Here is a 25,578-nt window from a genome sequence, read left to right on the forward strand (position 1 = left end):
GTATTCAGTTACCCGCGTTATTATGACAGGCCATACTATTATTACGACGGTATGTACTATTACGGCGGTGTGTATCGTGACGGATATTATATCTATAAGGGAAAAAGATTTAGAAATGGACACTACTACCATAATGGATACAGATACCATCATAGAAACCGTTATCGTGCACACGTAGGTAAGTATGGATACTATCAAAATAGAAGGCAATACGAAAACCGTCACAGATACAGATAGCGGATCAGCTTGCTTATAGTAGTAAGTAGGTTGGGTTAGATAGGATGTTTTATCTTAGATATGGCAGGGGGAAGGTTGTTTTCGTTGGTAGTCTAAACAACAATGTTTTCTAATAAAAGGAGGAAGAATAAAAAACCGCCATACCTAAGATATGTCTGAATTGTAACTAAATAAGATAAAATTAGTCTTAATTAAAAAATTATATATTTAATTTGTACAAATTATTTTTCCCAACCTAGCAAACCAGCCAGTTCTCCATCTTGAAGATCTCCTCTGTAGCAGGCATACCTTTCCATCCGTTCGACTCCAGATACATCAGTTTATTTCCAAAATACCCCACAATGTACTTCTCTTTATAGATAGGGAATGTGCCTGAATGCAGCATGGCAAAAATATCTTCATAGTTTCTGGCTGTCTCATAATAGGAAAAATCAAAACTGTGCAAAGCGATGAGGGCTGTCTGAAGCATTTCATTTTTATGCATCGCAGGGCTGAGCACATAGTAAGAGGGGTAGGGTACAGCCGGATCATCCAGAAGGTCAGAGATGTAGAGTCTTTCTTTTTTATTTTTATACATAGCGGTATTGTAAAATATTTTATAGGTATTCGCTAAAAATATGTCATATTGACATATTTATCAGGGAGGCGGCAACAGGCAGACTACCAGGAGCTTCCGCCTCCACCGCCGCCGCCACCTCCGGAGAAACCGCCACCACCCGAAAATCCGCCACCGCCGGTAGCACTTTTTGAAGGTATGGTGGATGCCGCGCTCATCGAAGAGGGGAAACGGGCGATATTGGAAATGTTTCCAAGGTACCAATGCGGTGCAGCAACATGAAGCATGTCATAAAAAGAGAGCCAGTGGTCTGTTTCGTCAAAAAGAACAGCATAGGGAAGCAGCTTCTCCAGATAGAGAGGGTCCATGGCCAAACGTCTCTTGATCTCATCTTCTTTGACCCGTCCGATAAACATTTTCAGACCTAAAAGATGGGTAGATGCATAGGCGCCTTTTTGGGTGAACTTTCCTATCTTTCTATAGGTAAAGACCAAGGCGGCAGCCAGGACGATCAGCACCCCCAGGGGACCTGCGATCAATTCATAGAGGCTGATACCTGCTTTCTGCACCGAAAGCAGCGGCATCGTACCGGCCAGACCGAAGATCAACCCGGTTATTTTTGCAAGCCAGTTTCTTTTCAGTGTCATCATGTTGAGGCCTACAGCGCCAAAAACAAGAGGAAAGAGAAGAAGGAAAATGACCGCTTCTCCGAACTTCATATAGAGGCTGTAAAGCACCAGTCCGACCACTGGAAGCAGCAGCAGGATACTCTTGGTCAAAAAATGCCTACGTACCCTTTGCGGGTTTTCAACCATGTAGCCGTCTGCGACAGACCACTTGTAAAGATGGGTATTGATATACTCAAACCCCTGCTGCAGTGCGGAAGCCTTTGATTCTGAACCTGCTGTCATGACAAAACGGTCTCTGCCTTTGAAGAGTACATGGTCAAGCAGGTACTTTTGATCCATTCTCAGACCTTCTGTATGTTTCTCTTTGCGTATCAAGACAGGATCAAGTGCTTTGGTGCTTTGGTCTATCTCGAGATAGCCCAACTGTGCCAGCTCCAGGACGGCTGCCGCAAAGTCTTTCGTATCGGCAAATTTATCCAGTACGAGCCCCGACTCCAGCACACTCAACCCTTTGGGAGCTTCGTACTGCACGGCGATGGAGCGTTTGTCTATAAAGCCGGTATTTTTTTTATATACATCAAGAAAGTAGAGTAAAAAACCGACCAAGGCAAACCAGTGAACGTGACCGATAATCCTCTGGAGGAACGATGGAGTGACATTCTCAAGTCCGTTTTGGTCCAGGATGTCCGCAGGGTAGGCCATCTCAACGGTGGCACCTTCATAGGGCGCAAGCTTTGCGATGCCGACCTGCAGGTGTCTCGGATCGATCCAGCTGCTTGCTGCAGAAGAATGTACGGTACCATAACGACCTGTATAGGTTGAAAGCGTGATATCCTGTTGGATCAATGAGTCAGGCAGGAAAAAGTTTGCCTCAACATTCTCTATGGGTATCTGCCATCCTGTGCCGATGATGTTCCAACGGACGGCATCGCTGTCTTCATCTTGTGCGGCTGGAAGCACACCTTTTTTGACGCGGTAGGCAATCGTATAGCGATGCTTCCCCGTCACATAGGTGGACGCCGAGCCGATCTTCAGACGTATGACATCGCCTGCTTGTGTGGAAGCCATAGTGGTCTGCTGCCACGGGACCATGCCGTCGTCCAGCTGTACAGAAAATGCATAGAGACCCAGGTCTTTTACGACGCCTTCTCTTTGGATGGTATAGGGAATATCGCGAAGAATACCGTGCTTGCTGTTTCCTTCAAAGTCATAGGTGATAGACTCCACGATAGCAAGTTCGCCGCTCTGTTCGACGGTCACATCTATCTTGTAGTGTGAGATCTTTTCTGCCAAGGCAGATGCGCCAAACCCTAAAAAGAGCAGGGGGATGAGAAGCAGTCTAAGCATACAACTAGAGGTTTATCTTTGGCATCTTTTTTGCGGCTTCCGCTTCACTTGCATCCAGTTCGAAATACTCACGTCCGGTGAAATTGAATTTGCGGGCCACATAGAGGTCCGGGAAGGATTCAAGTCTGTAATTATAGTCGCGCACGATGGCATTATAGTAGCGCCTTGCATTCTGGATGGCATCTTCAATACCCGATAGCTCATTTTGCAGTTTGATGAACGTGGTATCCGCCTTGAGATCAGGGTAGGCTTCTGCCAGTGCGAAAAGTTTGCCCAATGCACCGGAGATCATATTGGCAGCGGCTGCCTTTTCATCCATACTCTCTGCACTTAAGCCCTGTTGACGTGCCTGTATCACTTTTTCAAGTGTTTCTGCTTCATACTCTTTATACCCTTTGACCGTATCGACCAGTGCGGGGATCAGATCATAACGGCGCTTGAGCTGTACATCTATATCTGACCACGCTGCATCGATCCCTGTCCGCAACGATATGAACCTGTTATAGATGACCACCAGATAGGCCGCGACCGCTACAATGATCAGCAGAACGATATTTCCAAAACTCATGCTTTCCCCTTTGGTATGTGATGTTAAATTATAACAGAATAGTTGTTTTTTATTCTTCCAGACTCTCTTTATCTTCTTTGAGCACATAGATAAAGGTGTCTACGTCCATTTCATCGAATCGTTCCACCGTTACTTCGGTCCGTACAAACTCCTCTCCCTCAAACTCATCCAGGTATTCCCAGTGGTCATCGAGATTGCGCGAGTAGAACAAAAAACCGTGTACCGTATCGCCATGGGGATCGAGTTTGATCCCCGGATAGCCCATAGAGGCTGACCACCCCGCACCGATAAGATTTCCCTTTACCGTTGCAGGAACGAACTTACCGACGATATTTTCCAGTACATGCCCGTTGGGACAATTTGGCATAAGCGTACCATAGACAAAAAGTGTTTCCATCTGATAACCTTTATTGGGGTGCTGTTCAGTGAGAGAATTCTAGCATAGATTTAATTTGGAAGGCTCTTCTATCTATCTCATAAAGTAAAATTGACTACAATACAGCAAACACCTAAAGGAAACCTATGGCTTATGATCTACAGGATAAACTTGTCATTGCGATCTCTTCCCGTGCGCTCTTCAGCCTTGAAGAAGAAAACAGTATCTTTGACAAAGAGGGGCTCGAAGCCTATTATGACTATCAGCTCTCCCGTCTTGAGGATCCCCTGGCCAAAGGCTCTGCCTTCCGGTTCGTACAGAACCTGCTTGCCATCAACAAAAAATTCGATAACAAACTGATAGAGGTGATCATCCTCTCACGTAACAATGCGGCAACGGGGCTGCGTATAGGGCGTTCCATAGAACACTACAACCTGGACATAGAACGCACCGGATGGACCGCGGGGACTCCTGTTGCACGTTACCTGGATGCCTTTAAGGTGGACCTCTTCCTTTCTGCGCACGCACCAGACGTGGAAGAAGCGATAAACTCGGGTGTTGCTGCTGCCACCATACTGCCCCACACCCCCATCACTTCGGAAGAGAGCGACATGGTCAAGATAGCCTTCGACGGTGACGCCGTCATCTTTGGTGACGAGAGTGAAAAAGTGTATCAGGAAAAGGGGCTGGAAGCGTTCATCGAACACGAACGGGAAAACGCGAAACATCCGCTGAGCCAGGGCCCGTTCTTCAAGTTCCTCAAAACCATTTCGGAGATACAGGACAAATTTCCGATGGAAAGGTCACCCATACGCACCGCACTGGTGACCGCGAGAAACTTCTCTACCCATGAAAGGGTGCTCGGGACACTGGAAGGGTGGGGTGTGCGTGTGGATGAAGCCTTTTTCCAAGGAGGTGTACAGAAATACGAAGTGGTCAAAGCCTTCGGTGCGGACATCTTTTTTGATGACCAGGATACCCACCTGGTACATACTTCCAAAGAGACCCCTTCGGCAAAAGTGCCTTACAGGTGCTAGCTAAGAACCCACGATTATTTTTGGGATCTCTTGGCATAAAAATCCGCTTTGAATGCCGCAAAACGGTTTTCCAGTATCGCTTCTCTCATCTGTGACATCAGATCGAGGTAATAGTAGAGGTTATGGATCGTCGCCAGCCTGAAGTAGGTGATCTCTCTTGCACGGAAGAGGTGACGCAGGTAGGAGCGCGAATAGGTCTGGCAGACCATACAGCCGCACTCAGGATCGACAGGCCCTGCGTCCGTTGTATACTCAGCCTTCTTGATGTTCATTTTCCCAAAACTTGTAAAGAGTGTGCCGTTACGCGCATTTCTTGTAGGCATCACACAGTCGAACATGTCTATCCCGCGTGAAACGTTCTCTACCAGGTCTTCCGGCGTGCCCACACCCATAAGGTAGCGGGGTTTGTCTTCGGGCATGAACTGGGTGGTCCACTCTACCGTGTCATACATATCCTGGTTGGCCTCACCGACACTCAGCCCGCCGATGGCAAAACCGTCATAATCCATCCTGCAGAGCTCTTTGGCTGATTTCTCACGAAACACCTTGTCTGTACCACCCTGAATGATGGCAAAGATATTTTGGTCGACACCGATACCTTTTTTCTGATTCTCCCGATGATAGTCGATGGACTCCTGTGCCCAGCGTGTCGTACGCTCGATACTGGCCTTGATACGCTCCTGTGTCGCGGGTAAAGCAACGAGGTCGTCGAGTATCATCATGATATCCGATCCCAGGTTGTTTTGGATGTCGATGACCTTTTTGGGGGTAAAATAGTGTTTGCTTCCGTCCAGGTGGCTTTGGAAGGTGATACCGCCTTCATCTATCTTGACATTGTCAGAGAGGGAAAAAGCCTGAAATCCTCCGCTGTCGGTGAGAAAACTTTTGGGGTATTTGGTAAATCCGTGCAGTTTTCCCATCGTTTTGATCGTTTCATCTCCCGGACGGATATAGAGATGATAGGTATTTCCCAGGATGATCTCCGGCTTGATGAAGGTGGCAAGGTCTGTGGCATCGAGCGACTTGACGGCGCCTACTGTCCCCACAGGCATGAACACGGGTGTTCGTATCGTAGAGTGGGCGGTTTGTATGGTGCAGGCTCTCGCTTTGCCATCGGTTTTATCTATCTGAAATTCCATTGTGTTATAATTCCCCCAAAAATAATTGGGAAATTATACCTAAAAACGATACAAGGCATCTATTGAAAAATATACTTATTCTAGCCAGCGGCAGTATTGCAAAACATTTTATAGTCTGGGTGAGTAAAAACCGGGTTGCAGAAAACCAGTACTATGTGACCAGCTATAAAAAAGATACCATGCCTGAAAAGATCGGTACCAATATCAGAATAATAGATGCAGACCCTACCAGTTTCTCAAAACTGAGCCAAATTATGGAAAACACAACATTTTCTGATGTGTTTATCGTGATGGAGGATCGGGAAGATGCACACTATGTACTGAAGAACCTGGCACTGATGAAGATCAAAATACGTATCGTACTTGTCAATCAGTGGGATGATCCGAAGATCGGAAAAGATATGGACAACGTGGCCATCATAAACAGCAACGAGCTTATAGCGGCCCATCTCTATGACCATCTTCCCAATGTGCCGCTGGTAGCACAGAATGTCGGACTTGGCGCAGGAGAGATCATGGAGGTACATGTGCCATTTGGAAGCGCGTACGCCTACAGGCACATCGGTTCCATACTTCAGCGAAAATGGAAGATCGCTGCCCTGTATCGCAAGAGAAAACAGATACTTCCTACGAATGAAACCATGATACGGCCTAACGATACTCTGCTGATCCTGGGAAAACCTATGGTACTTGACGGTGTGTATAAAACCATCAATAAAAGGCTGGGGCTTTTCCCCGAACCGTTCGGTAAGAACATTTATCTTATTTTGGATTTCAGGCATGATCAGAAGAATGCACTGCTCTATCTCAAAGAGAGTATCTATCTGGTTGAAAAGTTGGATAATAAAAGACTGGTGGTCCGTGTTCTGTTCCCTAATGATTTCGAATTGCTGGATCAGCTTAAAACGTACGAATCAGAAAATGTGACCATCTCTATCTGCTATAAGGAAGAGGATACTACAGCACTGATAGAGTATGATATCCATGAGCATAATGTCGGACTGGTGATGAACAGTATTCCTACCTTTGAATCAGGTGAGCTGAAAGAGACCCTGTACCATATGAAAAAACTGGTCTTCCTTTTTGGTGAAAATCTGCTCTACAATATCAAAAGTACTGTGGTACTGATGGATGAGAATGAAAAAATGGAGTCCATCTCCTCATCTGCCTTTGATATTTCCGAGACCCTGGGTCTAGAGATGACCCTGGGGAACTTTGACCCGGAAGGTGACCTTGAGAGTAAACATATGATCATTGAGCATTATGAGACCCTGGCAGAGATCTTCAACACAGAGCTAAAGATCGAACAAAGGGTCTCCAACCCGATACGTGAACTTTCCAGGATGAAGAACGTGCTTCAGATCGCACCGTTTGAAAAAGATCTCAATACAGAGAGCTTTAAGAAGCTGATATCCAGCAAGATACAGGACTTCCTTCTTACGACACAAAAGCACCCGAAACTGCTCGTTCCCTTTGCCGTAGTCTAGCCCTCTTCGGGAGTATACACGCATTTAGGCCAAGGTTAAAAGATACTTAATGTCAAATAAGATAAAATAAAGCATTTAATAACGCAAGGTTTTACTAGATGATCGTTCCTATCGAATTAGCGCAGGCCCAGAACATTACTTATGACATCACGATTGATACATTACCCCAACTGACTTTTGATACCAATGTGGTGGTGGTCACCAACCCGACCGTAGCGGGATATCATCTGGAAACACTGCTTTCGCACCTGAAGGCTGCGCAGCTCCATGTGGTCACGATACCGGACGGAGAAGCATACAAAACCCTGGAAACGGTAGAAAATATACTGAATAAATGTTTTGAATACAAGCTTGACAGAAAATCCCTGCTGATCGCTTTCGGCGGGGGTGTGATAGGCGATATGACCGGGTTTGCCGCAAGCCTCTATCAAAGAGGTATTGACTTCATCCAGATACCTACCACACTGCTCAGCCAGGTCGATGCCTCTGTGGGTGGGAAAACCGGTGTGAACAACAAATACGGCAAAAATCTGATAGGGGCCTTTTACCAGCCCAAAGCCGTCTATATCGATCCGGCATTCTTGAAGACACTGCCTCCGAGAGAGTTCGCTGCAGGGATCGCGGAGATAGTCAAAATGGCTGTGATGTTTGACAGATCCTATTTCAGGTTCCTGCAGACTGCAGACCTTCACGATACGGAAACACTCAAAGAGGTGATCAGGAAATCTGTGGAACTCAAAGCATGGGTCGTCAACCAGGATGAAAAGGAAGCCGGCATACGTGCGGTGCTCAACTACGGGCATACCTTTGGACACGTCGTTGAAAATGAGACCAATTACACTACCTACCTGCATGGTGAAGCGGTAGCCATAGGCATGGTAATGGCCAATGCACTGGCTGTGGAACTGGGGCTGTTCACTGCAGAAGAGGCGCAGGAGGTGAAAGCACTTTTAGAAAAGTCCTCTTTGCCTACGGAGTACGTGATCAAAGACGTGGACGATTTTTATGATCACTTCTTTTTAGACAAGAAGTCTGCCAGAGGGAGTATTAAATTTATTCTGCCCAATGGTCTGGGTGATCATAAGATGGTGTCGGATATTGATGAAAGTACGGTCAAAAAAGTACTTCGAAGTTTTGGAGAGGGCAAATGAACTTCAAACATATCATTTTAGTTTTTTCACTTCTTTCGGCAAGCGGGGCCTTTGCTGAACCGACCGTTGTAAATACCGCGGTGAATGCAACGGTGGTAGAGGAAAATGAGACCAAAGAGGGGGATGCAAACACAACTGCTCTGGATATGGCAAAGATCAATCCGCTTCTTCTTCAAAAAGAAACGTTGGAAAAAGAACTGGGCGACAACAACATCTGGTCAAAGATCTACAGCAACTACCATATCTACCAAGAGCTGGAAAAACAGAAAGATGCCATAGAAGCAACGATCAGCCGTTTGGAAAAACTGAAAAAACGTACGAAAGAGCAAGAAGAAGAGCTGGAAAGTGCCAGAAACACGCATATTACGATCCTTGGTAAACTGCAACTGCTGCATGAGTATGAAAAGGATCCTTTCAAAAAGTTCCTGACGCCTCCGGTCATTGATGAGGTACCGAATGTGGAAAGTCCTTTTTCTGTCATCAGTGCTGTTTCCTATAGAGAAAAACTGCAGTCAGACATGAACGAGTATAACAGCAGGTTTGACTCGCTGCGCTCCATTATGGAAAAATTGAGGGAGAAACAGGTTATTCTCAATGAACTGCTCATATTGGACCCTCTTAACGAAGCCTACAGGAAAGAACTGATAGAGGTGGAGGACCAGATCAAGACATTCATCCCTGTCATGGAGATATTCAAAACCACCCAAAATGTCTATAGTAAAAAGATCGATGAGATCGAACTCGACCTGAAGAACAGCATTAAAAAAGAAATGGAAAGAACGATGGTCATCGGAGCGATCATTCTCCTCTTTCTCTTTCTTCTGTTCTTTATTAAACATTTTGTCAAAAAATATATGTCAGAGGATGAACGCTTTTATGCCATCAACAAAGCGCTCAACATCTCTTTTGTCACGATTCTGATCTTGACCCTGCTCCTTGCCTATATCGAAAATGTAAGTTATCTTGTTACCATTCTCGGTTTTGCCTCAGCGGGTATTGCCATTGCGATGAAAGACTGGTTCATGTCTCTTATGGGATGGGCGACCATTGTACTCGGAGGTGCCATCCATGTAGGTGACAGGGTCCGTTTTGTACGGGAAGGTGTGGAGTATGTAGGGGATATCGTGGATATTTCCATGCTTCGTATGACGATGCATGAAGATATCAACCTCACTTCCTATATGACCAACCGAAGAGCAGGGCGTATGATCTTCATCCCGAACAACTTCATCTTTACGGATATGATCGCCAACTACTCTCATGCGGGACTGAAAACCGTATGGGACGGGATAGACTTTGTCATTACGTTTGATTCTGATGCCCAGAAAGCCACACTGATCGCCAAGGAGATCACGAAAAAATACTCAAAAGGGTATACGGACATCACAAGAAAACAGCTCAACAAACTTCGAAGCAAGTACGGAATGAGAAATACGAACGTTGAGCCTCGTATCTTTACCCACATAGAACCCTATGGTCTGAAAATATCCGCATGGTATCTTACGAACTCGTACGCGACCATGACGCTCAGAAGTACGATATCCATTGAGATCATTTCGCGTATCCAGGCTGAAGAAGGCATACATCTTGCTTTCCCTACGCAGTCTATCTATATGGATAAGGACGTACCTAAACCGGTACCGAATCTGGAAGAAATGCCGCCAGAAGGGACATCACTCTAATGCAAAAAAAAGTCTATTTTAAAACGTTCGGATGCCGTACCAACCAGTTTGACACACAGGTGATGATGTCCAAGCTTGAAGACTATGAGCTGACGGACAACGAATTGAACTCGGATTATATAGTGGTGAACTCCTGTACGGTCACCAACGGTGCAGACTCTTCTGTACGCAACTACATCGCCTCTATGAAACGTAAGAACCCGAATGCCAAAGTGATCCTGGCGGGTTGCGGGTCGCATTCAAAAGGCGAGGCCTTGTTCGAAGATAAAAAAGTATTTGGTGTGATCGGGCATTCAGAAAAAGAGAACATCAATGCGGTACTCAAACATGAGCAGCCTTTTTACGAAATAGGCGACCTGGAGCACATAGATTCCACCATCGTTGAAGAGTTCGTAGGGAAAAGCCGCGCGTTCATCAAGATCCAGGAGGGGTGTGACTTCAGATGTTCTTACTGCATCATTCCGTCCGTACGCGGTAATGCACGTTCTCATAGAGAAGAGACCATACTCGAGCAGATCACCAAACTGGCCGCAAACGGATTTGGCGAGTTCATCCTGACAGGAACCAACGTGGGAAGCTATGGCAGGGACCACGATACCTCCATGGCCAAACTCCTTAAAAAAATGAGTATGATCCGCGGAGTGAGACGCATACGTATTGGAAGCATGGAGCCTATACAGATCGATGATGAGTTCATGGAGCTGCTCAGTGAGCCGTGGATGGCAAGACACCTCCATATAGCCCTGCAGCATACGAGTGACAAAATGCTCAAACTGATGAACAGACGAAATGAATACAGGACCGACCTGGAACTTTTCAGAAAGATCGCGGACCATGGTTATGCGTTGGGGACCGACTATATCGTAGGGCATCCCGGTGAAGATGAGAAGGAGTGGGCCGAGGCGATAGCAAGGGTCAAAGAGCTGCCGCTGACACACGTCCATGCTTTTTCCTACTCCAAACGTGACAATACCCCATCGGCAACGATGAAACCTGAGGTCAGAGGCAACATAGCCAAAGAACGCCATCGAGAGCTTACCGATATCATCAAAGCGAAGAACTTCGCATTCAGACGGGAACATGCAGAGAACCTTGAAGTGCTGCTTGAGAGCGGTACAGATGGTATCTATCATGGATTTGACCAGTATTTTAACAAAGTCTCTGTCAACAGTGATGAGGACCTGAGTTCGAACTGGGTCATTCTAAATAATGTGGAGGTATCCCATGAAGGCAATAAAGCAAAACTTTAGCTACGCATCTCTCAATACCAAAAATATAAAGGTCATTGCCGGACTGCTTGTCGCGCTGATCCTCCTTTTGGCATTTGCAACCCTGAGGGATACCGATACCTTCATCACGCATGATCAGGCCAATAAACTCTACACGGAAGACAAGATCCAAAAAGTGATCGTAGACGGAGAGCTGATACGGCTGAAGACCGCAGCAGAAAGTTACAAGATCTATAAAGATGCGATCAATACCACAGCATTTTTCACTAAATATCCTGTAGAAGTACGTGAAGACAAAAGCTATATTTACGATCTCTTTTCCCTGTTCATCGTCATCGGGGCATTTGCATTTTTCTACAGGGTTATGCAGAAGAACAGGCTGCAGCAGCTACAGCAGATAAGATCGGTCAGCAAAGAAAATGGTGCACACAAAGAGGAACCTGTACAGGCACTCACTTCCAATGTCACCTTCGCAGATGTAGCGGGGATCAAAGATGTGAAAGAGGAGCTTGAAGAGATCATCGATTTCCTGAAAGAACCGCAAAAATACCGTGATCTGGATATCCGTCTGCCCAAAGGGGTACTGCTCGTAGGCCCTCCCGGTGTAGGTAAGACACTCATATCAAAAGCGGTAGCGGGAGAAGCAGGGGTGCCGTTCTTTTACCAAAGCGGTGCCTCTTTTGTCCATATCTACGTGGGTATGGGTGCGAAAAGGGTTTCAGAACTCTTTAAAAAGGCCAAACAGATGGCACCGAGCATTATTTTCATTGATGAGATAGATGCGGTAGGTAAAAGCCGTGGCGAGTTCAGGAATGATGAAAGAGAAGCTACACTGAATCAGCTGCTTACGGAGATGGACGGGTTTGAAGAGAGTTCCGGTGTCATCGTGATCGGTGCGACAAACAAGATAGAGATGCTGGATGAAGCACTGCTCAGAGCAGGACGTTTTGACAGGCGTATACATATTTCACTGCCTGACCTGGAAGACAGGGCCAAAACCCTCGAACTCTATCTTGCCAATAAACCCAATGAAGTGGATGTCAACCATGTGGCACGTATGACGGTAGGTTTCAACTCTGCCGCACTCGATACGCTCACCAATGAAGCGGCCATCTATGCGATGAGAGAAGGGCGAAGCGTCGTGGAGACCTCCGATTTTGAAGCGGTGAAAGAGAAAGTGCTGCTGGGAAAACGCAAGATACTCTCTTTCACGGAAGAGGAAAGAGAGATCCAGGCGGTCTATCAAGGTGCGAAGGCGCTGATCGCTACGTGGCTGGATGTGGAGTTTGAAAAAATAGGTATTGTCAATACCAGACTCCTGAACCAGGAACATGAGCTGCTCTCCAAGAGCCAGCTGCTTGCACGCATCAAGGTCTACCTTGCGGGGAGCATCGCAACAAAAATGCATTACAATGAACAGTTCACCAATTCGAGTATAGACATTGCCCAGGCAAAAGAGATAGTCAGAAAAGTGGTCTACGAGTATGGTATGAGCGACAACTTCATCGTCACCCCTCAGCAGGAAGAGGAACTTTTACGCAAATCGGTCTCAGAAGTGACAAACCTTTTACAAACACTGGACAAAGCACTCAGCGAGATCTCCGGTTTTCTCTTGGCCCACGAGAACATTACGGCAGAAGAGTGCAGGGTCATTTTGCGAAAGATATTTTAGCCATGAAATACTTTAACGGATTCTCCCTTCAGGGAGAAGAAACACTCTTTGCACCGTATTTTATAGAGAGCGACTACTGTGTTGCAGGCTTTTCCTACGGGGCGCAGCAGGCATTTGAGTATGCCTATCATGCGAACAAGCGTATAGACAGAGTGATCCTTCTCTCTCCGGCTTTTTTTCAAACAGAAAAACCAAGCTTTGTCCGTACCCAGCTGCGCTACTTTGATGCAGGGCAGGAGGCCTATATCAAACAGTTCCTGGCCAATGCCGCTTACCCTTCCAGTATGGACCTTTCGGAGTATTTGAAGGTGGGTACCAAAGATGAGCTTGAAGCACTGCTTTCTTATACCTGGGATGAGAAGAAGATACAGGAAGTGCTCGACAGAGGCACGACGATAGAGGTCTTCCTTGGAGAAAAGGACAAGATCATAGATGCACAGCAGGCATTTGAGTTCTTCAAGCCCCTGACAACGACCTATTTCATGAAGGGTGTAGGGCATATACTGCAGGCTGAAATGGTTGTAAGCATTTCACAGAAACACTACCCCAAAAACATCCACTGAGCATCTTCACTGCTTCCGCATGTCTCCTCCTGTCTCATCTGTTTCCGTATAGAATAAACATATCATCATGTGTAAAAAGCCAAAAACAGGGTTTGATTCCGTTATAATTATCAAAACGTGAAGGGGACATTAAAAAATGAAAAAGATCTATCGTTGCCTGATTGTAGCTTTTTGGCTGATCAATTCAGGATTCGCTTCAAGCGTCAATCCCGCACCTGCAGTTTCGATCTCGAATGAGAATCTCAGAAATGATGTACTGCACTTTGCCCGTTCGATCGTCCGATCCCATTTTTCAGGCACACCCGTTTCTTCCCCGGGAGCGATCGCGCTTGAAGGCAACTGGACCGTATCTGTCACACCCTATTTGCATGGAGTGGCGAGCTGTACAGGCTTTGGAAAAAGTCCCATGCTTCACCAGGCAGTTAAAAATGCGGTTCAAAACCTCATAGCAGCTCGCGGCTATACGCATTTGAGTGAAAAGGATCTAAGGGATGCAAGATTCATGATCTCTTTTTCCCGCTCCGGGTCCCAGGAATATTCCCTGATCGAATACAGGGGTGAAGCCAAGGAGCTTATCAATGATGTAGTGGCCATTCAGCATCTGGACAAGGATATCATCTACAGCAAGATCAGGGATGCCAAAGAGTATCTTCTGCGTGCAATGGACAAAAACACCTATGGGTTCCATAAACTCTATAGTGCTATCAGCGGTACTTTTGACAATAGGGTCATCACCACCTACACTTCATCCAGTCTCTACAGCCTCTTAAAACTCAATGATCTGGAGAGGGATGAAAGGATCGTCGAACGTATTCCATTTATCGCCGATTTTATCTTGTCCATGCAGGTGCAGAAAGGAGAGCACAAGGGGGCATTTCACTACTCCCTCTCACTGGAAACAGGGGAAAAAGACCATAGATTTGTTGTCGGAACAGTATCGAAAACCATATTTACCTTATTGGAACTCTATGCACGGACGGAAGATAAAAGATATTTGGATTCCGCAGTATTGGCCGCTGACTGGCTGCTTGGCATGAGAAACCCTGATGGTACCGTGATCAGTCAGGTTAAGATCCAAAACGGAGAAGAGGTGTTCGACAGAAGATACTCAACCCTCTATACAGGAGAGGTGCTATCGGCCTTTTCAAGGATGTATGCGGCCACATCGGATGAACGCTATTACAAGGCCGCTGAAATACTGGCCGATCACTTTCTTAAAAGAGCGGAGCATGACGGATATTTTTTAAAAGATGATTATCGGACACCCACAGATTCGGTACCGACAAGCTGGGGTGTGATGAGCCTTCTTGATTTCTACAAGATCAGCGAAAATGAAGTGTACAAAGAAGTGTTGCTGAAGTGCCTCAACGAGATTCTGAAACGGCAGCATACTAATTCGAATGATCTGTATAATTATGGCAGGATCGGAACCGGGCAGCATACTAGCGGGATCGGATGGATCAATGAAGTCACTTCGGAAGTGTATCTTTTGTGCAAGAAAGAGAACTGGAAAGGTTGCATGGCATACGAAGAGCCTATGATGAAAATGATGCGCTGGCTGATACAGAACACCTATTCCGAAGCAAACACCTATTTTTTGAAACAACCCAAGAAAGCCATTGGCGGGCTTATCAGGAGCAATACAAAAGAGGAAGTAAGGACAGACGCCGTCTGCCATGGCGTCAATGGCTATATAAACCTGTTCAAGAGCAGCATCAGGTAATTTCATGCAGAATAAATGACCTTATCCTGATCCGGCAACCGTTGAAAATAGATTTTGATTCCGTTGTCAGGATCTATACATCTCGTCTGCTTTCAGAAAACACTACGTGGTTTCCTGATAGTATACTAAATAGCGATCAGCGCTCCCTTTAGATCACAGTACAAAAAATGATATAGGAAATGTTGATCTTAATTTGATATACACTTGGAGAATAGATCATGGATTTCAAAATGGATCATATTGTTATCAATGCTGTAGACATTAATACTTCTCTCCATTTCTATACGGAAATTCTCGAATTACATGGCGAACGTATAGAGGAGTTTCATAATGAGCAAGTGCCATTCCCATCTGTTCGCTTAACGAAAGACACCATCATCGACCTTTTCCCTAAAAAACTTTGGGAAAAGACAAATCCAGAAAATGTTTGCCGTCCAAACCTTAATCATTTTTGTCTTTCTACAAGTAAAAGAAATTGGGAATTGCTACAGGAAAAACTTAAAAAAAATGGAGTATCCATTGACGATGGTCCTGCTAAACGCTGGGGTGCACACGGTTCAGGTATGTCTATCTATTTTAGAGACCCTGATGAAAATGTGATTGAAGTTCGTTACTATGAAAATGAGGAGATTGATCGTCCCGGTATGCTCAGTTCGTAGTATGACATATAAGAATGTATTTGTTTTCTTGTTCCACTTCTCTGTAGGCGGTATAATAAGACAAAGAGCATATTAAAAGGATATTTAATGCCAGCTAAACCTATCATTATATGGCTCTACCTCTTGAACGCAGCAGTTCTTATTACGCACGAGATCGACTCTGCTTACTGGAATGAGTGGGAACTGTTCGGGATGCCTGGTGGCATCCAGTTTTTCCTTATTCTTAATTTACTATTGGTAGTGTTAGTATTTTATGGTCATCAGGCACTCATCCAGGGACGCGCAGTTGGCTTTGTTTTTTCTTGGCTATTGGTGGCTGGAGGACTATTCGCCGTAACGATACACTCATATTTTCTGTTGCAAGCCAGTGAAGTCTTCCGCTCACCTGTCTCACTTGGACTACTTGCCGCTACGTTTTTGCTTTCTTTGGCGCAAGCGTTTGCACTCTTTACGAGACAAAAGATGCCTTCTATGCCTTTTCGTCCCAAGACACCGTATCTGACGACGGACGGTATCATAGAGTTGTATGAGGGAGAGACATTCAAAGGTATTGTACTTATAGAGCGCAGCCATGATCCCAAAGGGCTCGCACTGCCGGGCGGTTTTGTGGATGTGGGTGAGCGTGTGGAAGAGGCTATGGTACGGGAGATGCAGGAGGAGACGAACCTGGAGGTCGAGATCAGCAGGCTGCTGGGTGTCTATTCCGATCCCAAGCGCGACCCGAGGTTCCACACGGCGAGTGTGGTCTTTGTGGCACAGGCACAGGGGGAGCCCAAAGGCGGAGATGATGCAAAAACGGCAAAGCTTTACGCATTGGACGAGATACCGATGGACAAGCTCGTCTTTGACCACGGTGCTATTTTGCAAGAGTATCTGTCCCAGCGTGCTGCGGACAGCTAAAGGCATCTCTTTTGGAAAGTAGTTATGATCTGCTGCATGCCCTTAAGAAGTTGGGCTATCTCAAAACGGCCAGGGATCCGTTATGGTGGCCCAACAGCGGTACCTTTGAGGTCATCGTCGGTGCGATCCTGACCCAGCAGACAAAATGGGAGAGGGTAGAAGCGTCTCTGGCAAACCTGAAAGAGGCCGGCCTGATGTCACTGGAAGCGCTCAGCCAAGCCGAGACCGGGCAGATCTCCAGTGCTATCAAGCCGAGCGGTTTTTACAATACCAAAGCCCAGAGGCTTCAAAGACTTTGTCAAAACATGCTCGATGAGTTCCATACCTTTGAGAGGTTCCAAGAGGAAGTGACACGGGAGTGGCTGCTTGGACAGAAAGGGATAGGGATGGAGAGTGCGGATTCGATCCTTTGTTATGGCTGCGGACGGGAGGTCCTGGTGATCGACAGCTATACGGCCAGACTGCTGGAGGCATTCGGCTACCATTTTGAGAGCTATATGGAGATACAGGAGTGGATGCAAGAGGGTATCGAAGCAAACTTTGATAAAATAACCCAACTGTTCGGCAGTGAATTGACACTGCATACGCTCTATGCACGTTTTCACGGAATGATCGTGGAGTATGCCAAGGAGCATATACGGGGTAAAGATGTCAATACAGACATACTCAAAAAGCAACTGGAAGGATAACACATGACCAACATCGTCATCACGGGATGCAGTACAGGCATCGGACTTGAAACGGCTAAGTATCTCAACGATACATTCATCAAGGTCTATCCTACTGCAAGAGACCCCAAAGATGTAGAGAGCCTGAAAGCGCTGGGGTTCGAAGATGCCATGCAGCTGGATGTGACCAGGCCGGAAACGATCACTGCAGTGATCGAAAGGGTATTGGAGCTGGATGGACGTATAGATGTCTGGTTCAACAATGCAGGCTACGGACAGCCCGGCGCGGTAGAAGACATTACCACAGATATACTGCGCGAACAGTTTGAAACCAATGTGTTCGGACTGCATGAGTGTACCAGACAGATCATCCCCGTGATGAGAGCGCAGGGGCACGGGAAGATCATTCAGCACAGTTCTGTACTCGGCATTATCTCCCTTTTCGGGCGCGGTGCCTACAATGCAAGCAAATACGCCATAGAGGGGCTGACAGACACCCTCAGGCTGGAATTGAAAGATACGGGCATCTATCCCGTACTTCTCAATACCGGACCCATCAAGAGCCATTTCAGGCAGACCGCAGTTGAAAAGCTTGAAGAGAACGTCGATATCGAACATTCTGTATTTAAAGAGAAATACCTCCGCAGTCTCAAAGAGAGAACACAAAAGAAAGTACCTTTTAAAGAGGGGCCAGATGCGGTTGCAGCTGTGGTCCACAAGATCATTTTGGCAGATCAGCCAAAACCTCGTTACTATATCACGAAAGCGACCTACCTGCTGGGATACTTCAAACGGATCTTGAGTACCTCTTACCTGGACAGGCTCTTGACGAAGATCGAGTAGTACCAGGCAGGATCACCAAAAAACTGTATTAAAAGAGTTTTGCTATAATCTGCGGAATAAAACAATAGGATAGTATATGGATAAGATAAAAATAGGTGTTGTCACCACAAGCGACAGGGCTTCACAGGGGATCTATGAAGATATCTCCGGTGTAGCCATTATGGATACCATGAAAGAGTATTTGCTGAATGAGTGTGAATATGAATACCGATGTATCCCGGATGAGCAAAGCCTTATCGAGACCACGCTCATAGAGCTTGCACGGGAAAGAAAGTGTGACCTGATAGTCACAACGGGCGGGACAGGTCCTGCGAAGAGGGATGTGACCACCGAAGCAACGGAAAATGTCTGCCAGAAACTGCTTCCGGGGTTCGGCGAACAGATGAGAGCGGTCAGTCTGCAGTACGTACCGACCGCCATACTTTCGCGTCAGACTGCAGGTATCTGCCACAATTCACTGGTCATCAACCTTCCCGGAAAGCCAAAGTCCATCCGTGAATGTTTGGATGCGGTCTTCCCAGCCGTGCCATACTGCATAGACCTGATAGGCGGAAGCTACATGGAAGCGAATGAAGAAGTGATCAAGGTCTTCAGACCTAAGGCAAAGTAAGCAGAACAAGGACATACTAATTAATATGAATGTAGATTTTATAGAAGCAAAGATCAATGAGATCATCAAAGAGCTCGAAAAAGAAGTGATGGATGTTCTGATGGACGAGAGTCTTGACAAGAAGCAGACCAACCTTCATATGAAGCCGCTTACTTCCACCAAAAAGATACTCAACAATGCGCTTGAGAGTATCAAAATGGTTGATAAACTGGGCAGAGAAGAGTTGGAGAAGAAGTAAGATGACCAACGCCGCCATCTTGACGATCTTTATCGTAAGTGTCATTTTGTTCTTCTGGGGTGCACAGAAAGCTGCAAAAACACAAAAAAAGATCTATCTGCTGGCCTTCATACCTTTTTTACTTCTTATCGCAGGAATGTTCCTGCTTTGAACCCTCTACCGCTGATCTCCACGTTAACATACGTGCCAGGTCATGCCGGATCTACTCTCTGGTGGAGGTCATGCCTGCAACCAGCCATGACTCCATACCTCCACGGTACCAGCTGATCTTTTCTGCAGGGTAACCGATCTCAAGCAGTGCCTGTATCATCGCTACTGACTGGCTGCACCATGGACCGTTGCAAAAAATGACAACGGTTTTTACGTGGGAAAAATCATGTGTCCCGTCCTTCTTTCTCTTCACACCCAGCATTTTCAAGGAACGTTCGAACTCAAATTCAAAACTTTTGCGCTCTTTAAAATGGTGAAAAGGCATATTGACCGCTCCGGGAATGGTACGGTAGTCATACCACTCCTGCTTTCGGCCATCAATGAGCATCATCGAATCATCGTTCTGCATCTGTTTCATAAAGGCAAGCACTTCCAGCTCACCATACGTCATGATATCTTCATGTAACTGTATGGGAAGCAGTTTTCCTACCGTATGTACATATGTGGACTTGCATGCTTCGGGCACTTTGGGATTGGCATAGTTCCCTGTCCATACCGTGGTATTGTCTATGGATACCTTTTTACATTCGGGAGGAATGTCCCTTTTGACCACAACAGTCTTGGTCTTGCCGTTTGCATCGACGGTCTCTACTGTGACACCTTCATATTCGAAACCTGTACGTGCCAGTACTATGGCAGAAGCTAAAAGAAAAGAGAAAGTGATATTGGTTGGTAACATAGCTTATCCTTTGTTTCGAGGGTTTTGCTATAGTATCATGTGGTTTGTAGAAAGTATGTGTAGCAGGAAAAAAGGGATCATCATTGCACTCTTTCCCGGTAAAAACCGGGAAAGTATCACTCTAGCCTCCCTGCCAAGTATCCGCTGGCAAAAGACCACTGCAGGTTATAGCCGCCGCAGGGACCGTCAAGGTTCATGACCTCTCCGCAGAAGTAGAGCCCTTTGATTTTCCTGCTTTGCATGGTGTAGGGATCGATCTCTTTGAGATGTATGCCCCCGCGGGTGATCATCGCCATCTTGAAACCGTCGTGCCCGTTGATGGTAAGCGGTGTCCATACCAGAAGTTTGATGAGTCTGTCTCTTGCGGCTCCCGACTGTTTGCCCAGTGTCAGGGCAGGGTCAGCCTCTGCGAGTTTGCAGAGTTCCAGACTTACAGACTCGGGAAGCAGGGTTTGAAGCAGCTGCAGTGTGTTTCGGTGGGGATCTTTGGCCAGTTCCTGCTTGAAATGGTCACGTATCTGCTCTTCGTTCATCCCTTTGGTAAAGTTCGCAAGTATGGGCACTTCATCAAATTTACTCAGCAGCGGGGTGATCTCCCTGGAAAAATCAAGGACCACAGGACCGCGTATGCCGTCTTTGGTGAAGATGAGATCCCCTTTGGCGGAAAGTTTTTTATATTTTTTCATATCAACATGCATGGAGACCTTTGCGATGGTATCTGCCCTGCAGTTTTTCACCCAGCTCTCTTTGGTCTTGAGCGGCATCATGGCAGGGTAGAGGTCAGTGACCTTATGTCCTACGGACTCAGCCATAGGGTAGCCGTCTCCTTCCGCTCCGAGCATAGGGTAGCCCATCCCTCCGGTGGCGATCACAACGGCATCGGCATGAAAGGTATCGGTCCGTGTCTGAACACCCGTAACCTTTATGCCGTCATGTGTTAACGTTTCTGCTTTTTGAGCACACAGGACCTTTACGCCGAGACGCTGCATCTCTTTTTCCATGGCATTGATGATAGTGGTGGAACTGTGTGTCACGGGAAAAACCCGGTAGCCGTCAGGTGCATGGCTCTCCACACCTATCTCCTTGAAAAATGCCATCAGCGCTTTGTGGTCCAGGGCTTCCAGTGCAGGGGTCATAAAACGGCCGTCCCGTCCGAAGCGGGCCATGAAATCTTCGTTTGAAAGTGTGTTGGTGAGGTTGCAGCGCCCGCCGCCGGTAGCTTTGAGCTTTGCGCCTATCTTGGAGAGTTTTTCCAGAAGCAGTACAGACTTGCCTGCACGTGCAGCAGTGATGGCAGCCATCATGCCAGCCGCTCCGGAACCCACTACTATGAGATCATACTTTGACACACGAGATCCCTTCGTTAAAAATAATCAACATCATAGCGAAAAATCGCATAAATCCCTCATCAGTTTCACACACAATACACATTTAAAGAGTATAATGAATTCAGTTTTTTTCTTGAAAAGAACAAACCCAATCCACAAAGGAATACGTATGAAAAGTTTATTGATGGTCGGACTATTGGCTACAGCGGTCTGGGCTGCGGACTATTCTCAAATGAGTACAGATGAGATGATGAAGATGCGAGGAAGTGTTCCTGCAGAGGACAGACCTGCTTTTCGTGCAGAGATGCAAAAGCGTATGCAGAGCATGAGTGATGAAGAGTGGCAAAACTATATGGGTCGAAGCATGTCAGGCAAGAGAAGCTCTTGTATGACAAAGCAGCCGACCTTTGAGGAGTATGATTTTAACAATGACGGCAAGATCACCGAAAGCGAATTGAATGAAGCGCGCGAAAAACGTATGGCTCAAAAGAAGGCCGAGGGGAAAATGCTGAGACATGCAAAAAATGCTCCTGCCTTTGCCGATATGGACAAGAACAAAGACGCGTCACTGGACCGTGAAGAGTTCCGTCTGCATCAGGAAGAAGAGATGAAAAAATGGACCAAAAGAGCTGGCGCATGCGGTTGTCCGAGTAAAGGTAAGAAACAAGGTATGGGAAAAAATGCACCCAGCTTTGCTGATATTGACACGGACAAGGACGGAGTCATAAGCCAGGAAGAGTTCCGTATACACCAAACGGAGAGAAAGAGCAACTGCCCAACAGGGAATTGTCCCTAATTTCTGAACCCAGAAGTGCACCCTGTTTTGTCCTTGCAGGGCAAGGGTGTACGCTTCACACCTCTTATCCCCTTCAATCCACATACTTTACACACACAGGTTATAGAATAGGGTAATTTTCTGATCAGGTCTGATCATAGAAAATAAACCAATAGATAGGAGAAAGCCATGAAAAAATTAATGATTGTGGCGCTGTTCGCCACGGGTGTGTGGGCAGCAGATCAACCTGCATGGGTTGCAGATAAACCTACGTTTTCAGAATTTGATCTAAACAAAGATGGCAAGATCATTAAAAGTGAACTGGATGAAGCAAGAGAAATACGTATGAAGAAGCGGGCGGATGAAGGCAGAATGCTGAGAAATGCAGGAGAGGCTCACTCGTTTAACCAGATCGATGTCAACAAAGACGGAGCTATCAGTGAAGAAGAGTTTCTTTTACATCAGAAAATGCATCATAACCAAGGCTGTGTCACTTTTGGTTGAAAGACAAAAGAAGCCGCAGATGAAGTTTGCTCCTCTATACAACATTCCCGCGAATGCGGGCATGTTGTAAGGTCCAATGCAACCCCCATTTTAACCAACTATGCTAAAATACCTCAAGATAAACCCGATAGTAATTTAATACTAAATAATATAATATTCCAGACAGGGAGTTCCTTTTTGCTGTTCAGCACACAATCCATGCAAGATATCATTATCGTACTCAGTGAAAAGGCAAAGGCATGCAAAGCGGGAGAACACTTCAGTTTTGAGATAGTTGATCCTGACCTTGGAGAGGGGTATGCAGGTGAGACCATAGAGATAGAGGGTACAAGCTACCTCTGTCGCAGCTACAAGTCATGGACCGACCTGGCGGAACTCCTACTATGCAAAATGATGACCCCTGAAAAAGGCAGCTATCCTTTGGTGACCATGCGCTTTAAGAAACTGGAAACACAAAGCTCTTTCCACACACGATCAGAGGGGATGAAAGAGGAAAAATATGGTACAGCTTCCCATTTTTCTCAGATACGCAAGATGGAGGAACCCGCTTTTCTTTACTACTACACCCAGGCCTTGAAGAATGCCAAACTCAACCAGAGAAGACGTATCCTGAACCTTGGCATCAACAAAGGGGATGAGTTTGCTGTGATCAAAAATACCCTGGACGAAGAGAGCTACGAAAAGACGGAACTGGTAGGTGTGGACCATTCCGGAACGGCTATCGCGTATGCCGAAGAGCGTTTTCCGGAAGCGCATGTACATTTTTATGTGCACGACATCAATGACCTTGAGAGTTTGAACCTCGGAAGGTTTGATCTGCTGATAAGCATCGGTACACTGCAAAGCCCGGGTATCCATTTCAAACCGTTCTTCATGTCACTGGTCCAGAACTGTCTGGAAAATGACGCTGCAGTGATCCTGGGCTTTCCCAACTCCAGATGGGTGGGGGGAGAGATGCTATACGGTGCGAAGGCGCCAAATTATGCCATGTCCGAAATGTCGCTGCTTTTTAATGATGTCATGTTCTGTAAAAAATATTTGCAGCAGAAGAAGTACCGGGTCACACTGACAGGAAAGCAGTACATTTTTTTAACTGCCACAAAGATTATTTGAGTAGAATTAAACATAGCACAAACACACAAAGGTATCGATATGAAATTAAAACTATGCATTACATCTTTACTCTGTACAGCAGGTATCTATGCGTCACAGGCCCATGGTACGCAGGCGCTAAGTGAAACACAAGAAGGCATCAAGTACATCAAGATGCTTGGCGGCACACTGAAGAGTCAGCTCAAATCACAGCTTCAGGCGGATCCAAGCGGCATGAGTGCCATCGGATTTTGTACCGCGGAGGCACAGCGTATCACTGACGAGGTCAATACACAGCTTCCGGACCACGCGAAAGTAAGAAGAACGTCGCTCAGGACAAGAAACAGCATCAACAAGCCTGATGCGAAAGATATCGAGGTGATGAAAGAGATCGAAGCGTCGTTCAGGAACAAAAGCGCGGCAGCCACGATGATCACAAAAGTGGAGACCGAAGAAGGCACACGCTACTATAAACCATTGATCGCAGAAGCAGCCTGTCTAAAGTGTCATGGAGAGAACATCTCACCTGAGATACAGACAGCGATCCAGACATCCTATCCCGAGGATAATGCAACGCAATACACATTGGGTGCCTTCAGAGGTGTCATCGTCTCTGAGATCAAAAAACGTTGATCTGCTAGCTATGCCAAGGTGCCGCTTTATCAAAGCGTCACCTTGGCATCTAGAGGCAGCCCTAGATCGAGTCACCCAGGTGCATCGCGGTCTCGGCATCCCATCTGGCGACATGCAGCACGAGCCAGCTTTTAAAATCGCCCTCCAAAAAGTCTTTTACCGCTTCAGGATCTTTGTTCTTTTCCCAGTTCTCATGCAGCTCTTTGACTTTTTTTCGCATAGAGTCATGTTCGGACTTATGTATCTGTGCCGCATAGAACTTGCTCTCCTCCATCATCTCTTCTTCTGTTGAGAAATGGTCTTCGATATCATAGAGCAGCACAGGGAAGAGCTCCTCGATCCTCTCCATATCTTTTGCCAAAACCGCATCATGAAAATCGTTTACGATCTCGATCTCTTCCGAATGCAGCATATTCATCATCGGATTTGCAACCTGTTGTACATCTGTTGGTTTGATAAGCATGATTCCTCCTTATAATATATGATTATAGCTTGAAATCTTTCAAGTTGTATTGATAAAAGTCAATCGATGTTTTTTTAGCGCATTGCCTCTCCTCAAGCAGCTACTGCTTTGTTTTTTGATACTCCTGAATGAACTCTTTTGCATTATCGCCTCTTAAAAACTCTGCAAGACCTATGAGACCATCTACAAGATATCTTGTATTGTAGCCCTTGAGCTTTAAAAAGGTGCGTGCCATGATCGCTCTGTCTTTGTGGGGACATGCCGTTACGATAAGTTTGGAGCGGTCAAGCTCATGGTAGCGCTTGGGAAGCTCATTGAGAGGAATGTTGATAGAAGCTGGCATATGCCATGCCTCATACTCTTCCTTGAAACGTATATCCACCAGCTGTGCCGTACCTTCTTCAAGCATTACCGTAAGCTCGACACTGTTGATCTTCATCTCTTTTCGCTCTTCATAGTCAAAGGCACTTAAGTAGCTCTCATGACTGAGTACCTGTGTTTCGGCAAACAGGGTGATACAGCTACCCAGCAGCAGTAAAACGGTTTTTTTCATTTTAGTCTCCTTTTTTTGTACACATAC

Annotated in this window: 28 protein-coding genes and 1 pseudogene; 20 read left to right on the top strand and 9 right to left on the bottom strand. The window is 46.2% G+C overall.

Annotated features, from left to right (window positions below; translation table 11 throughout):
• Window positions 1-237, top strand: a pseudogene (locus VIM88_RS05320) (hypothetical protein); the annotation flags it as partial.
• Between the two features lie 235 nt (window positions 238-472).
• Here the strand turns inward: VIM88_RS05320 and VIM88_RS05325 are convergent.
• The 4 genes from VIM88_RS05325 to VIM88_RS05340 form a co-directional block, all read right to left on the bottom strand.
• Entirely contained in the window at window positions 473-814 is a 342-nt protein-coding gene (locus tag VIM88_RS05325; RefSeq protein ID WP_331861848.1) for a hypothetical protein, read from the bottom strand.
• Window positions 815-897: 83 nt separating this feature from the next.
• Window positions 898-2,769 (bottom strand): DUF2207 domain-containing protein, encoded by a 1,872-nt coding sequence (locus VIM88_RS05330; protein ID WP_331861849.1) that lies wholly within the window; start codon window positions 2,767-2,769, stop codon window positions 898-900.
• A gap of 4 nt (window positions 2,770-2,773) precedes the next feature.
• Window positions 2,774-3,337 carry a LemA family protein gene (locus VIM88_RS05335; protein ID WP_331861850.1) on the bottom strand — a complete coding sequence of 188 codons (564 nt, stop codon included), beginning with the start codon at window positions 3,335-3,337 and terminating at the stop codon, window positions 2,774-2,776.
• Between the two features lie 49 nt (window positions 3,338-3,386).
• Window positions 3,387-3,734: a gamma-glutamylcyclotransferase family protein gene (locus VIM88_RS05340; protein WP_331861851.1), complete on the bottom strand. Its 348-nt coding sequence runs from the start codon at window positions 3,732-3,734 to the stop codon at window positions 3,387-3,389.
• A gap of 125 nt (window positions 3,735-3,859) precedes the next feature.
• On the opposite strand from VIM88_RS05340, the gene VIM88_RS05345 reads away from it, so the two are divergent.
• A complete protein-coding gene (locus VIM88_RS05345; RefSeq protein ID WP_331861852.1) occupies window positions 3,860-4,750 on the top strand; it encodes a 5'-nucleotidase in 891 nt (296 codons plus the stop codon).
• 14 nt (window positions 4,751-4,764) lie between these two features.
• Here the strand turns inward: VIM88_RS05345 and tgt are convergent, their stop codons facing one another.
• A complete protein-coding gene (gene tgt, locus VIM88_RS05350) occupies window positions 4,765-5,889 on the bottom strand; it encodes a tRNA guanosine(34) transglycosylase Tgt (RefSeq protein ID WP_331861853.1) in 1,125 nt (374 codons plus the stop codon).
• 62 nt (window positions 5,890-5,951) lie between these two features.
• Between tgt and VIM88_RS05355 the strand changes: the two genes are divergently transcribed.
• The 14 genes from VIM88_RS05355 to VIM88_RS05420 all read left to right on the top strand — a co-directional run bounded on the left by VIM88_RS05355 (window position 5,952) and on the right by VIM88_RS05420 (window position 19,465).
• Complete coding sequence (locus VIM88_RS05355; protein ID WP_331861854.1) at window positions 5,952-7,376, top strand: COG3400 family protein; 1,425 nt, start codon at window positions 5,952-5,954, stop codon at window positions 7,374-7,376.
• A gap of 98 nt (window positions 7,377-7,474) precedes the next feature.
• Window positions 7,475-8,527 (top strand): 3-dehydroquinate synthase, encoded by a 1,053-nt coding sequence (gene aroB, locus VIM88_RS05360; RefSeq protein ID WP_331861855.1) that lies wholly within the window; start codon window positions 7,475-7,477, stop codon window positions 8,525-8,527.
• On the top strand, window positions 8,524-10,209 hold the full coding sequence (locus VIM88_RS05365) for a mechanosensitive ion channel domain-containing protein (RefSeq protein ID WP_331861856.1): 1,686 nt from the start codon (window positions 8,524-8,526) through the stop codon (window positions 10,207-10,209). The genes aroB and VIM88_RS05365 overlap by 4 nt, the downstream gene beginning before the upstream one ends.
• Window positions 10,209-11,459, top strand: a complete 1,251-nt coding sequence (gene mtaB / locus VIM88_RS05370; RefSeq protein WP_331861857.1) for a tRNA (N(6)-L-threonylcarbamoyladenosine(37)-C(2))-methylthiotransferase MtaB — start codon at window positions 10,209-10,211, stop codon at window positions 11,457-11,459. The genes VIM88_RS05365 and mtaB overlap by 1 nt, the downstream gene beginning before the upstream one ends.
• Window positions 11,434-13,110 (top strand): ATP-dependent metallopeptidase FtsH/Yme1/Tma family protein, encoded by a 1,677-nt coding sequence (locus tag VIM88_RS05375; protein ID WP_331861858.1) that lies wholly within the window; start codon window positions 11,434-11,436, stop codon window positions 13,108-13,110. Before mtaB ends, VIM88_RS05375 begins: the two co-directional genes overlap by 26 nt.
• Window positions 13,111-13,112: 2 nt before the next feature.
• A complete protein-coding gene (gene bioV / locus VIM88_RS05380) occupies window positions 13,113-13,673 on the top strand; it encodes a pimelyl-ACP methyl ester esterase BioV (protein WP_331861859.1) in 561 nt (186 codons plus the stop codon).
• A gap of 136 nt (window positions 13,674-13,809) precedes the next feature.
• Window positions 13,810-15,396 carry a glycoside hydrolase family 76 protein gene (locus VIM88_RS05385; RefSeq protein ID WP_331861860.1) on the top strand — a complete coding sequence of 529 codons (1,587 nt, stop codon included), beginning with the start codon at window positions 13,810-13,812 and terminating at the stop codon, window positions 15,394-15,396.
• A gap of 218 nt (window positions 15,397-15,614) precedes the next feature.
• Window positions 15,615-16,055: a VOC family protein gene (locus VIM88_RS05390; RefSeq protein WP_331861861.1), complete on the top strand. Its 441-nt coding sequence runs from the start codon at window positions 15,615-15,617 to the stop codon at window positions 16,053-16,055.
• Between the two features lie 87 nt (window positions 16,056-16,142).
• Window positions 16,143-16,955 carry an NUDIX hydrolase gene (locus VIM88_RS05395; RefSeq protein ID WP_331861862.1) on the top strand — a complete coding sequence of 271 codons (813 nt, stop codon included), beginning with the start codon at window positions 16,143-16,145 and terminating at the stop codon, window positions 16,953-16,955.
• An 11-nt stretch (window positions 16,956-16,966) separates the two neighbouring features.
• Window positions 16,967-17,644, top strand: coding sequence for a 3-methyladenine DNA glycosylase (locus tag VIM88_RS05400; protein ID WP_331861863.1), 678 nt, complete (start codon window positions 16,967-16,969; stop codon window positions 17,642-17,644).
• A gap of 3 nt (window positions 17,645-17,647) precedes the next feature.
• Window positions 17,648-18,466: an SDR family NAD(P)-dependent oxidoreductase gene (locus tag VIM88_RS05405; RefSeq protein WP_331861864.1), complete on the top strand. Its 819-nt coding sequence runs from the start codon at window positions 17,648-17,650 to the stop codon at window positions 18,464-18,466.
• Window positions 18,467-18,542: 76 nt separating this feature from the next.
• Window positions 18,543-19,076 carry a molybdopterin adenylyltransferase gene (gene mog / locus VIM88_RS05410; RefSeq protein WP_331861865.1) on the top strand — a complete coding sequence of 178 codons (534 nt, stop codon included), beginning with the start codon at window positions 18,543-18,545 and terminating at the stop codon, window positions 19,074-19,076.
• 25 nt (window positions 19,077-19,101) lie between these two features.
• Window positions 19,102-19,314, top strand: coding sequence for a hypothetical protein (locus tag VIM88_RS05415; protein WP_331861866.1), 213 nt, complete (start codon window positions 19,102-19,104; stop codon window positions 19,312-19,314).
• Window position 19,315: 1 nt separating this feature from the next.
• Window positions 19,316-19,465 carry a hypothetical protein gene (locus VIM88_RS05420; protein ID WP_331861867.1) on the top strand — a complete coding sequence of 50 codons (150 nt, stop codon included), beginning with the start codon at window positions 19,316-19,318 and terminating at the stop codon, window positions 19,463-19,465.
• A gap of 51 nt (window positions 19,466-19,516) precedes the next feature.
• Here the strand turns inward: VIM88_RS05420 and VIM88_RS05425 are convergent, their stop codons facing one another.
• Both VIM88_RS05425 and VIM88_RS05430 read right to left on the bottom strand, forming a co-directional pair.
• Window positions 19,517-20,203 (bottom strand): rhodanese-like domain-containing protein, encoded by a 687-nt coding sequence (locus tag VIM88_RS05425; RefSeq protein WP_331861868.1) that lies wholly within the window; start codon window positions 20,201-20,203, stop codon window positions 19,517-19,519.
• 116 nt (window positions 20,204-20,319) lie between these two features.
• A complete protein-coding gene (locus VIM88_RS05430) occupies window positions 20,320-21,552 on the bottom strand; it encodes an NAD(P)/FAD-dependent oxidoreductase (RefSeq protein ID WP_331861869.1) in 1,233 nt (410 codons plus the stop codon).
• Between the two features lie 148 nt (window positions 21,553-21,700).
• Here VIM88_RS05430 and VIM88_RS05435 point away from each other — a divergent pair, with 148 nt between their 5' ends.
• From VIM88_RS05435 to VIM88_RS05450, 4 genes are all read left to right on the top strand, one after another.
• Window positions 21,701-22,327 carry an EF-hand domain-containing protein gene (locus tag VIM88_RS05435; RefSeq protein WP_331861870.1) on the top strand — a complete coding sequence of 209 codons (627 nt, stop codon included), beginning with the start codon at window positions 21,701-21,703 and terminating at the stop codon, window positions 22,325-22,327.
• Between the two features lie 168 nt (window positions 22,328-22,495).
• Entirely contained in the window at window positions 22,496-22,810 is a 315-nt protein-coding gene (locus tag VIM88_RS05440) for an EF-hand domain-containing protein (protein WP_331861871.1), read from the top strand.
• A gap of 198 nt (window positions 22,811-23,008) precedes the next feature.
• On the top strand, window positions 23,009-23,923 hold the full coding sequence (locus VIM88_RS05445; protein WP_331861872.1) for a class I SAM-dependent methyltransferase: 915 nt from the start codon (window positions 23,009-23,011) through the stop codon (window positions 23,921-23,923).
• A gap of 39 nt (window positions 23,924-23,962) precedes the next feature.
• Window positions 23,963-24,535, top strand: a complete 573-nt coding sequence (locus VIM88_RS05450; RefSeq protein ID WP_331861873.1) for a DUF3365 domain-containing protein — start codon at window positions 23,963-23,965, stop codon at window positions 24,533-24,535.
• A 61-nt stretch (window positions 24,536-24,596) separates the two neighbouring features.
• On the opposite strand, the gene VIM88_RS05455 is transcribed toward VIM88_RS05450, so the two are convergent.
• Both VIM88_RS05455 and VIM88_RS05460 read right to left on the bottom strand, forming a co-directional pair.
• Window positions 24,597-24,998 (bottom strand): hemerythrin domain-containing protein, encoded by a 402-nt coding sequence (locus VIM88_RS05455; RefSeq protein ID WP_331861874.1) that lies wholly within the window; start codon window positions 24,996-24,998, stop codon window positions 24,597-24,599.
• Between the two features lie 100 nt (window positions 24,999-25,098).
• Window positions 25,099-25,551, bottom strand: coding sequence for a rhodanese-like domain-containing protein (locus tag VIM88_RS05460; RefSeq protein WP_331861875.1), 453 nt, complete (start codon window positions 25,549-25,551; stop codon window positions 25,099-25,101).
• Between the last annotated feature and the right edge of the window lie 27 nt (window positions 25,552-25,578).

It is taken from the genome of Sulfurovum sp., assembly GCF_036568385.1.
Lineage (GTDB): Bacteria > Campylobacterota > Campylobacteria > Campylobacterales > Sulfurovaceae > Sulfurovum.

What these genes read in the sequence shown, in the direction of transcription:
- mtaB (WP_331861857.1), top strand. Translation starts at nt 10,209, where the DNA reads ATGCAAAAAAAAGTCTATTTTAAAACGTTCGGATGCCGTACCAACCAG.
- VIM88_RS05365 (WP_331861856.1), top strand. Translation starts at nt 8,524, where the DNA reads ATGAACTTCAAACATATCATTTTAGTTTTTTCACTTCTTTCGGCAAGC.
- VIM88_RS05425 (WP_331861868.1), bottom strand. Translation starts at nt 20,203, where the DNA reads ATGTTACCAACCAATATCACTTTCTCTTTTCTTTTAGCTTCTGCCATA.
- VIM88_RS05450 (WP_331861873.1), top strand. Translation starts at nt 23,963, where the DNA reads ATGAAATTAAAACTATGCATTACATCTTTACTCTGTACAGCAGGTATC.
- VIM88_RS05445 (WP_331861872.1), top strand. Translation starts at nt 23,009, where the DNA reads ATGCAAGATATCATTATCGTACTCAGTGAAAAGGCAAAGGCATGCAAA.
- VIM88_RS05395 (WP_331861862.1), top strand. Translation starts at nt 16,143, where the DNA reads ATGCCAGCTAAACCTATCATTATATGGCTCTACCTCTTGAACGCAGCA.
- VIM88_RS05375 (WP_331861858.1), top strand. Translation starts at nt 11,434, where the DNA reads ATGAAGGCAATAAAGCAAAACTTTAGCTACGCATCTCTCAATACCAAA.
- VIM88_RS05385 (WP_331861860.1), top strand. Translation starts at nt 13,810, where the DNA reads ATGAAAAAGATCTATCGTTGCCTGATTGTAGCTTTTTGGCTGATCAAT.
- VIM88_RS05460 (WP_331861875.1), bottom strand. Translation starts at nt 25,551, where the DNA reads ATGAAAAAAACCGTTTTACTGCTGCTGGGTAGCTGTATCACCCTGTTT.
- VIM88_RS05435 (WP_331861870.1), top strand. Translation starts at nt 21,701, where the DNA reads ATGAAAAGTTTATTGATGGTCGGACTATTGGCTACAGCGGTCTGGGCT.
- aroB (WP_331861855.1), top strand. Translation starts at nt 7,475, where the DNA reads ATGATCGTTCCTATCGAATTAGCGCAGGCCCAGAACATTACTTATGAC.
- bioV (WP_331861859.1), top strand. Translation starts at nt 13,113, where the DNA reads ATGAAATACTTTAACGGATTCTCCCTTCAGGGAGAAGAAACACTCTTT.
- VIM88_RS05330 (WP_331861849.1), bottom strand. Translation starts at nt 2,769, where the DNA reads ATGCTTAGACTGCTTCTCATCCCCCTGCTCTTTTTAGGGTTTGGCGCA.
- VIM88_RS05335 (WP_331861850.1), bottom strand. Translation starts at nt 3,337, where the DNA reads ATGAGTTTTGGAAATATCGTTCTGCTGATCATTGTAGCGGTCGCGGCC.
- VIM88_RS05390 (WP_331861861.1), top strand. Translation starts at nt 15,615, where the DNA reads ATGGATTTCAAAATGGATCATATTGTTATCAATGCTGTAGACATTAAT.
- VIM88_RS05415 (WP_331861866.1), top strand. Translation starts at nt 19,102, where the DNA reads ATGAATGTAGATTTTATAGAAGCAAAGATCAATGAGATCATCAAAGAG.
- tgt (WP_331861853.1), bottom strand. Translation starts at nt 5,889, where the DNA reads ATGGAATTTCAGATAGATAAAACCGATGGCAAAGCGAGAGCCTGCACC.
- VIM88_RS05455 (WP_331861874.1), bottom strand. Translation starts at nt 24,998, where the DNA reads ATGCTTATCAAACCAACAGATGTACAACAGGTTGCAAATCCGATGATG.
- VIM88_RS05345 (WP_331861852.1), top strand. Translation starts at nt 3,860, where the DNA reads ATGGCTTATGATCTACAGGATAAACTTGTCATTGCGATCTCTTCCCGT.
- VIM88_RS05420 (WP_331861867.1), top strand. Translation starts at nt 19,316, where the DNA reads ATGACCAACGCCGCCATCTTGACGATCTTTATCGTAAGTGTCATTTTG.
- VIM88_RS05440 (WP_331861871.1), top strand. Translation starts at nt 22,496, where the DNA reads ATGAAAAAATTAATGATTGTGGCGCTGTTCGCCACGGGTGTGTGGGCA.
- mog (WP_331861865.1), top strand. Translation starts at nt 18,543, where the DNA reads ATGGATAAGATAAAAATAGGTGTTGTCACCACAAGCGACAGGGCTTCA.
- VIM88_RS05405 (WP_331861864.1), top strand. Translation starts at nt 17,648, where the DNA reads ATGACCAACATCGTCATCACGGGATGCAGTACAGGCATCGGACTTGAA.
- VIM88_RS05340 (WP_331861851.1), bottom strand. Translation starts at nt 3,734, where the DNA reads ATGGAAACACTTTTTGTCTATGGTACGCTTATGCCAAATTGTCCCAAC.
- VIM88_RS05325 (WP_331861848.1), bottom strand. Translation starts at nt 814, where the DNA reads ATGTATAAAAATAAAAAAGAAAGACTCTACATCTCTGACCTTCTGGAT.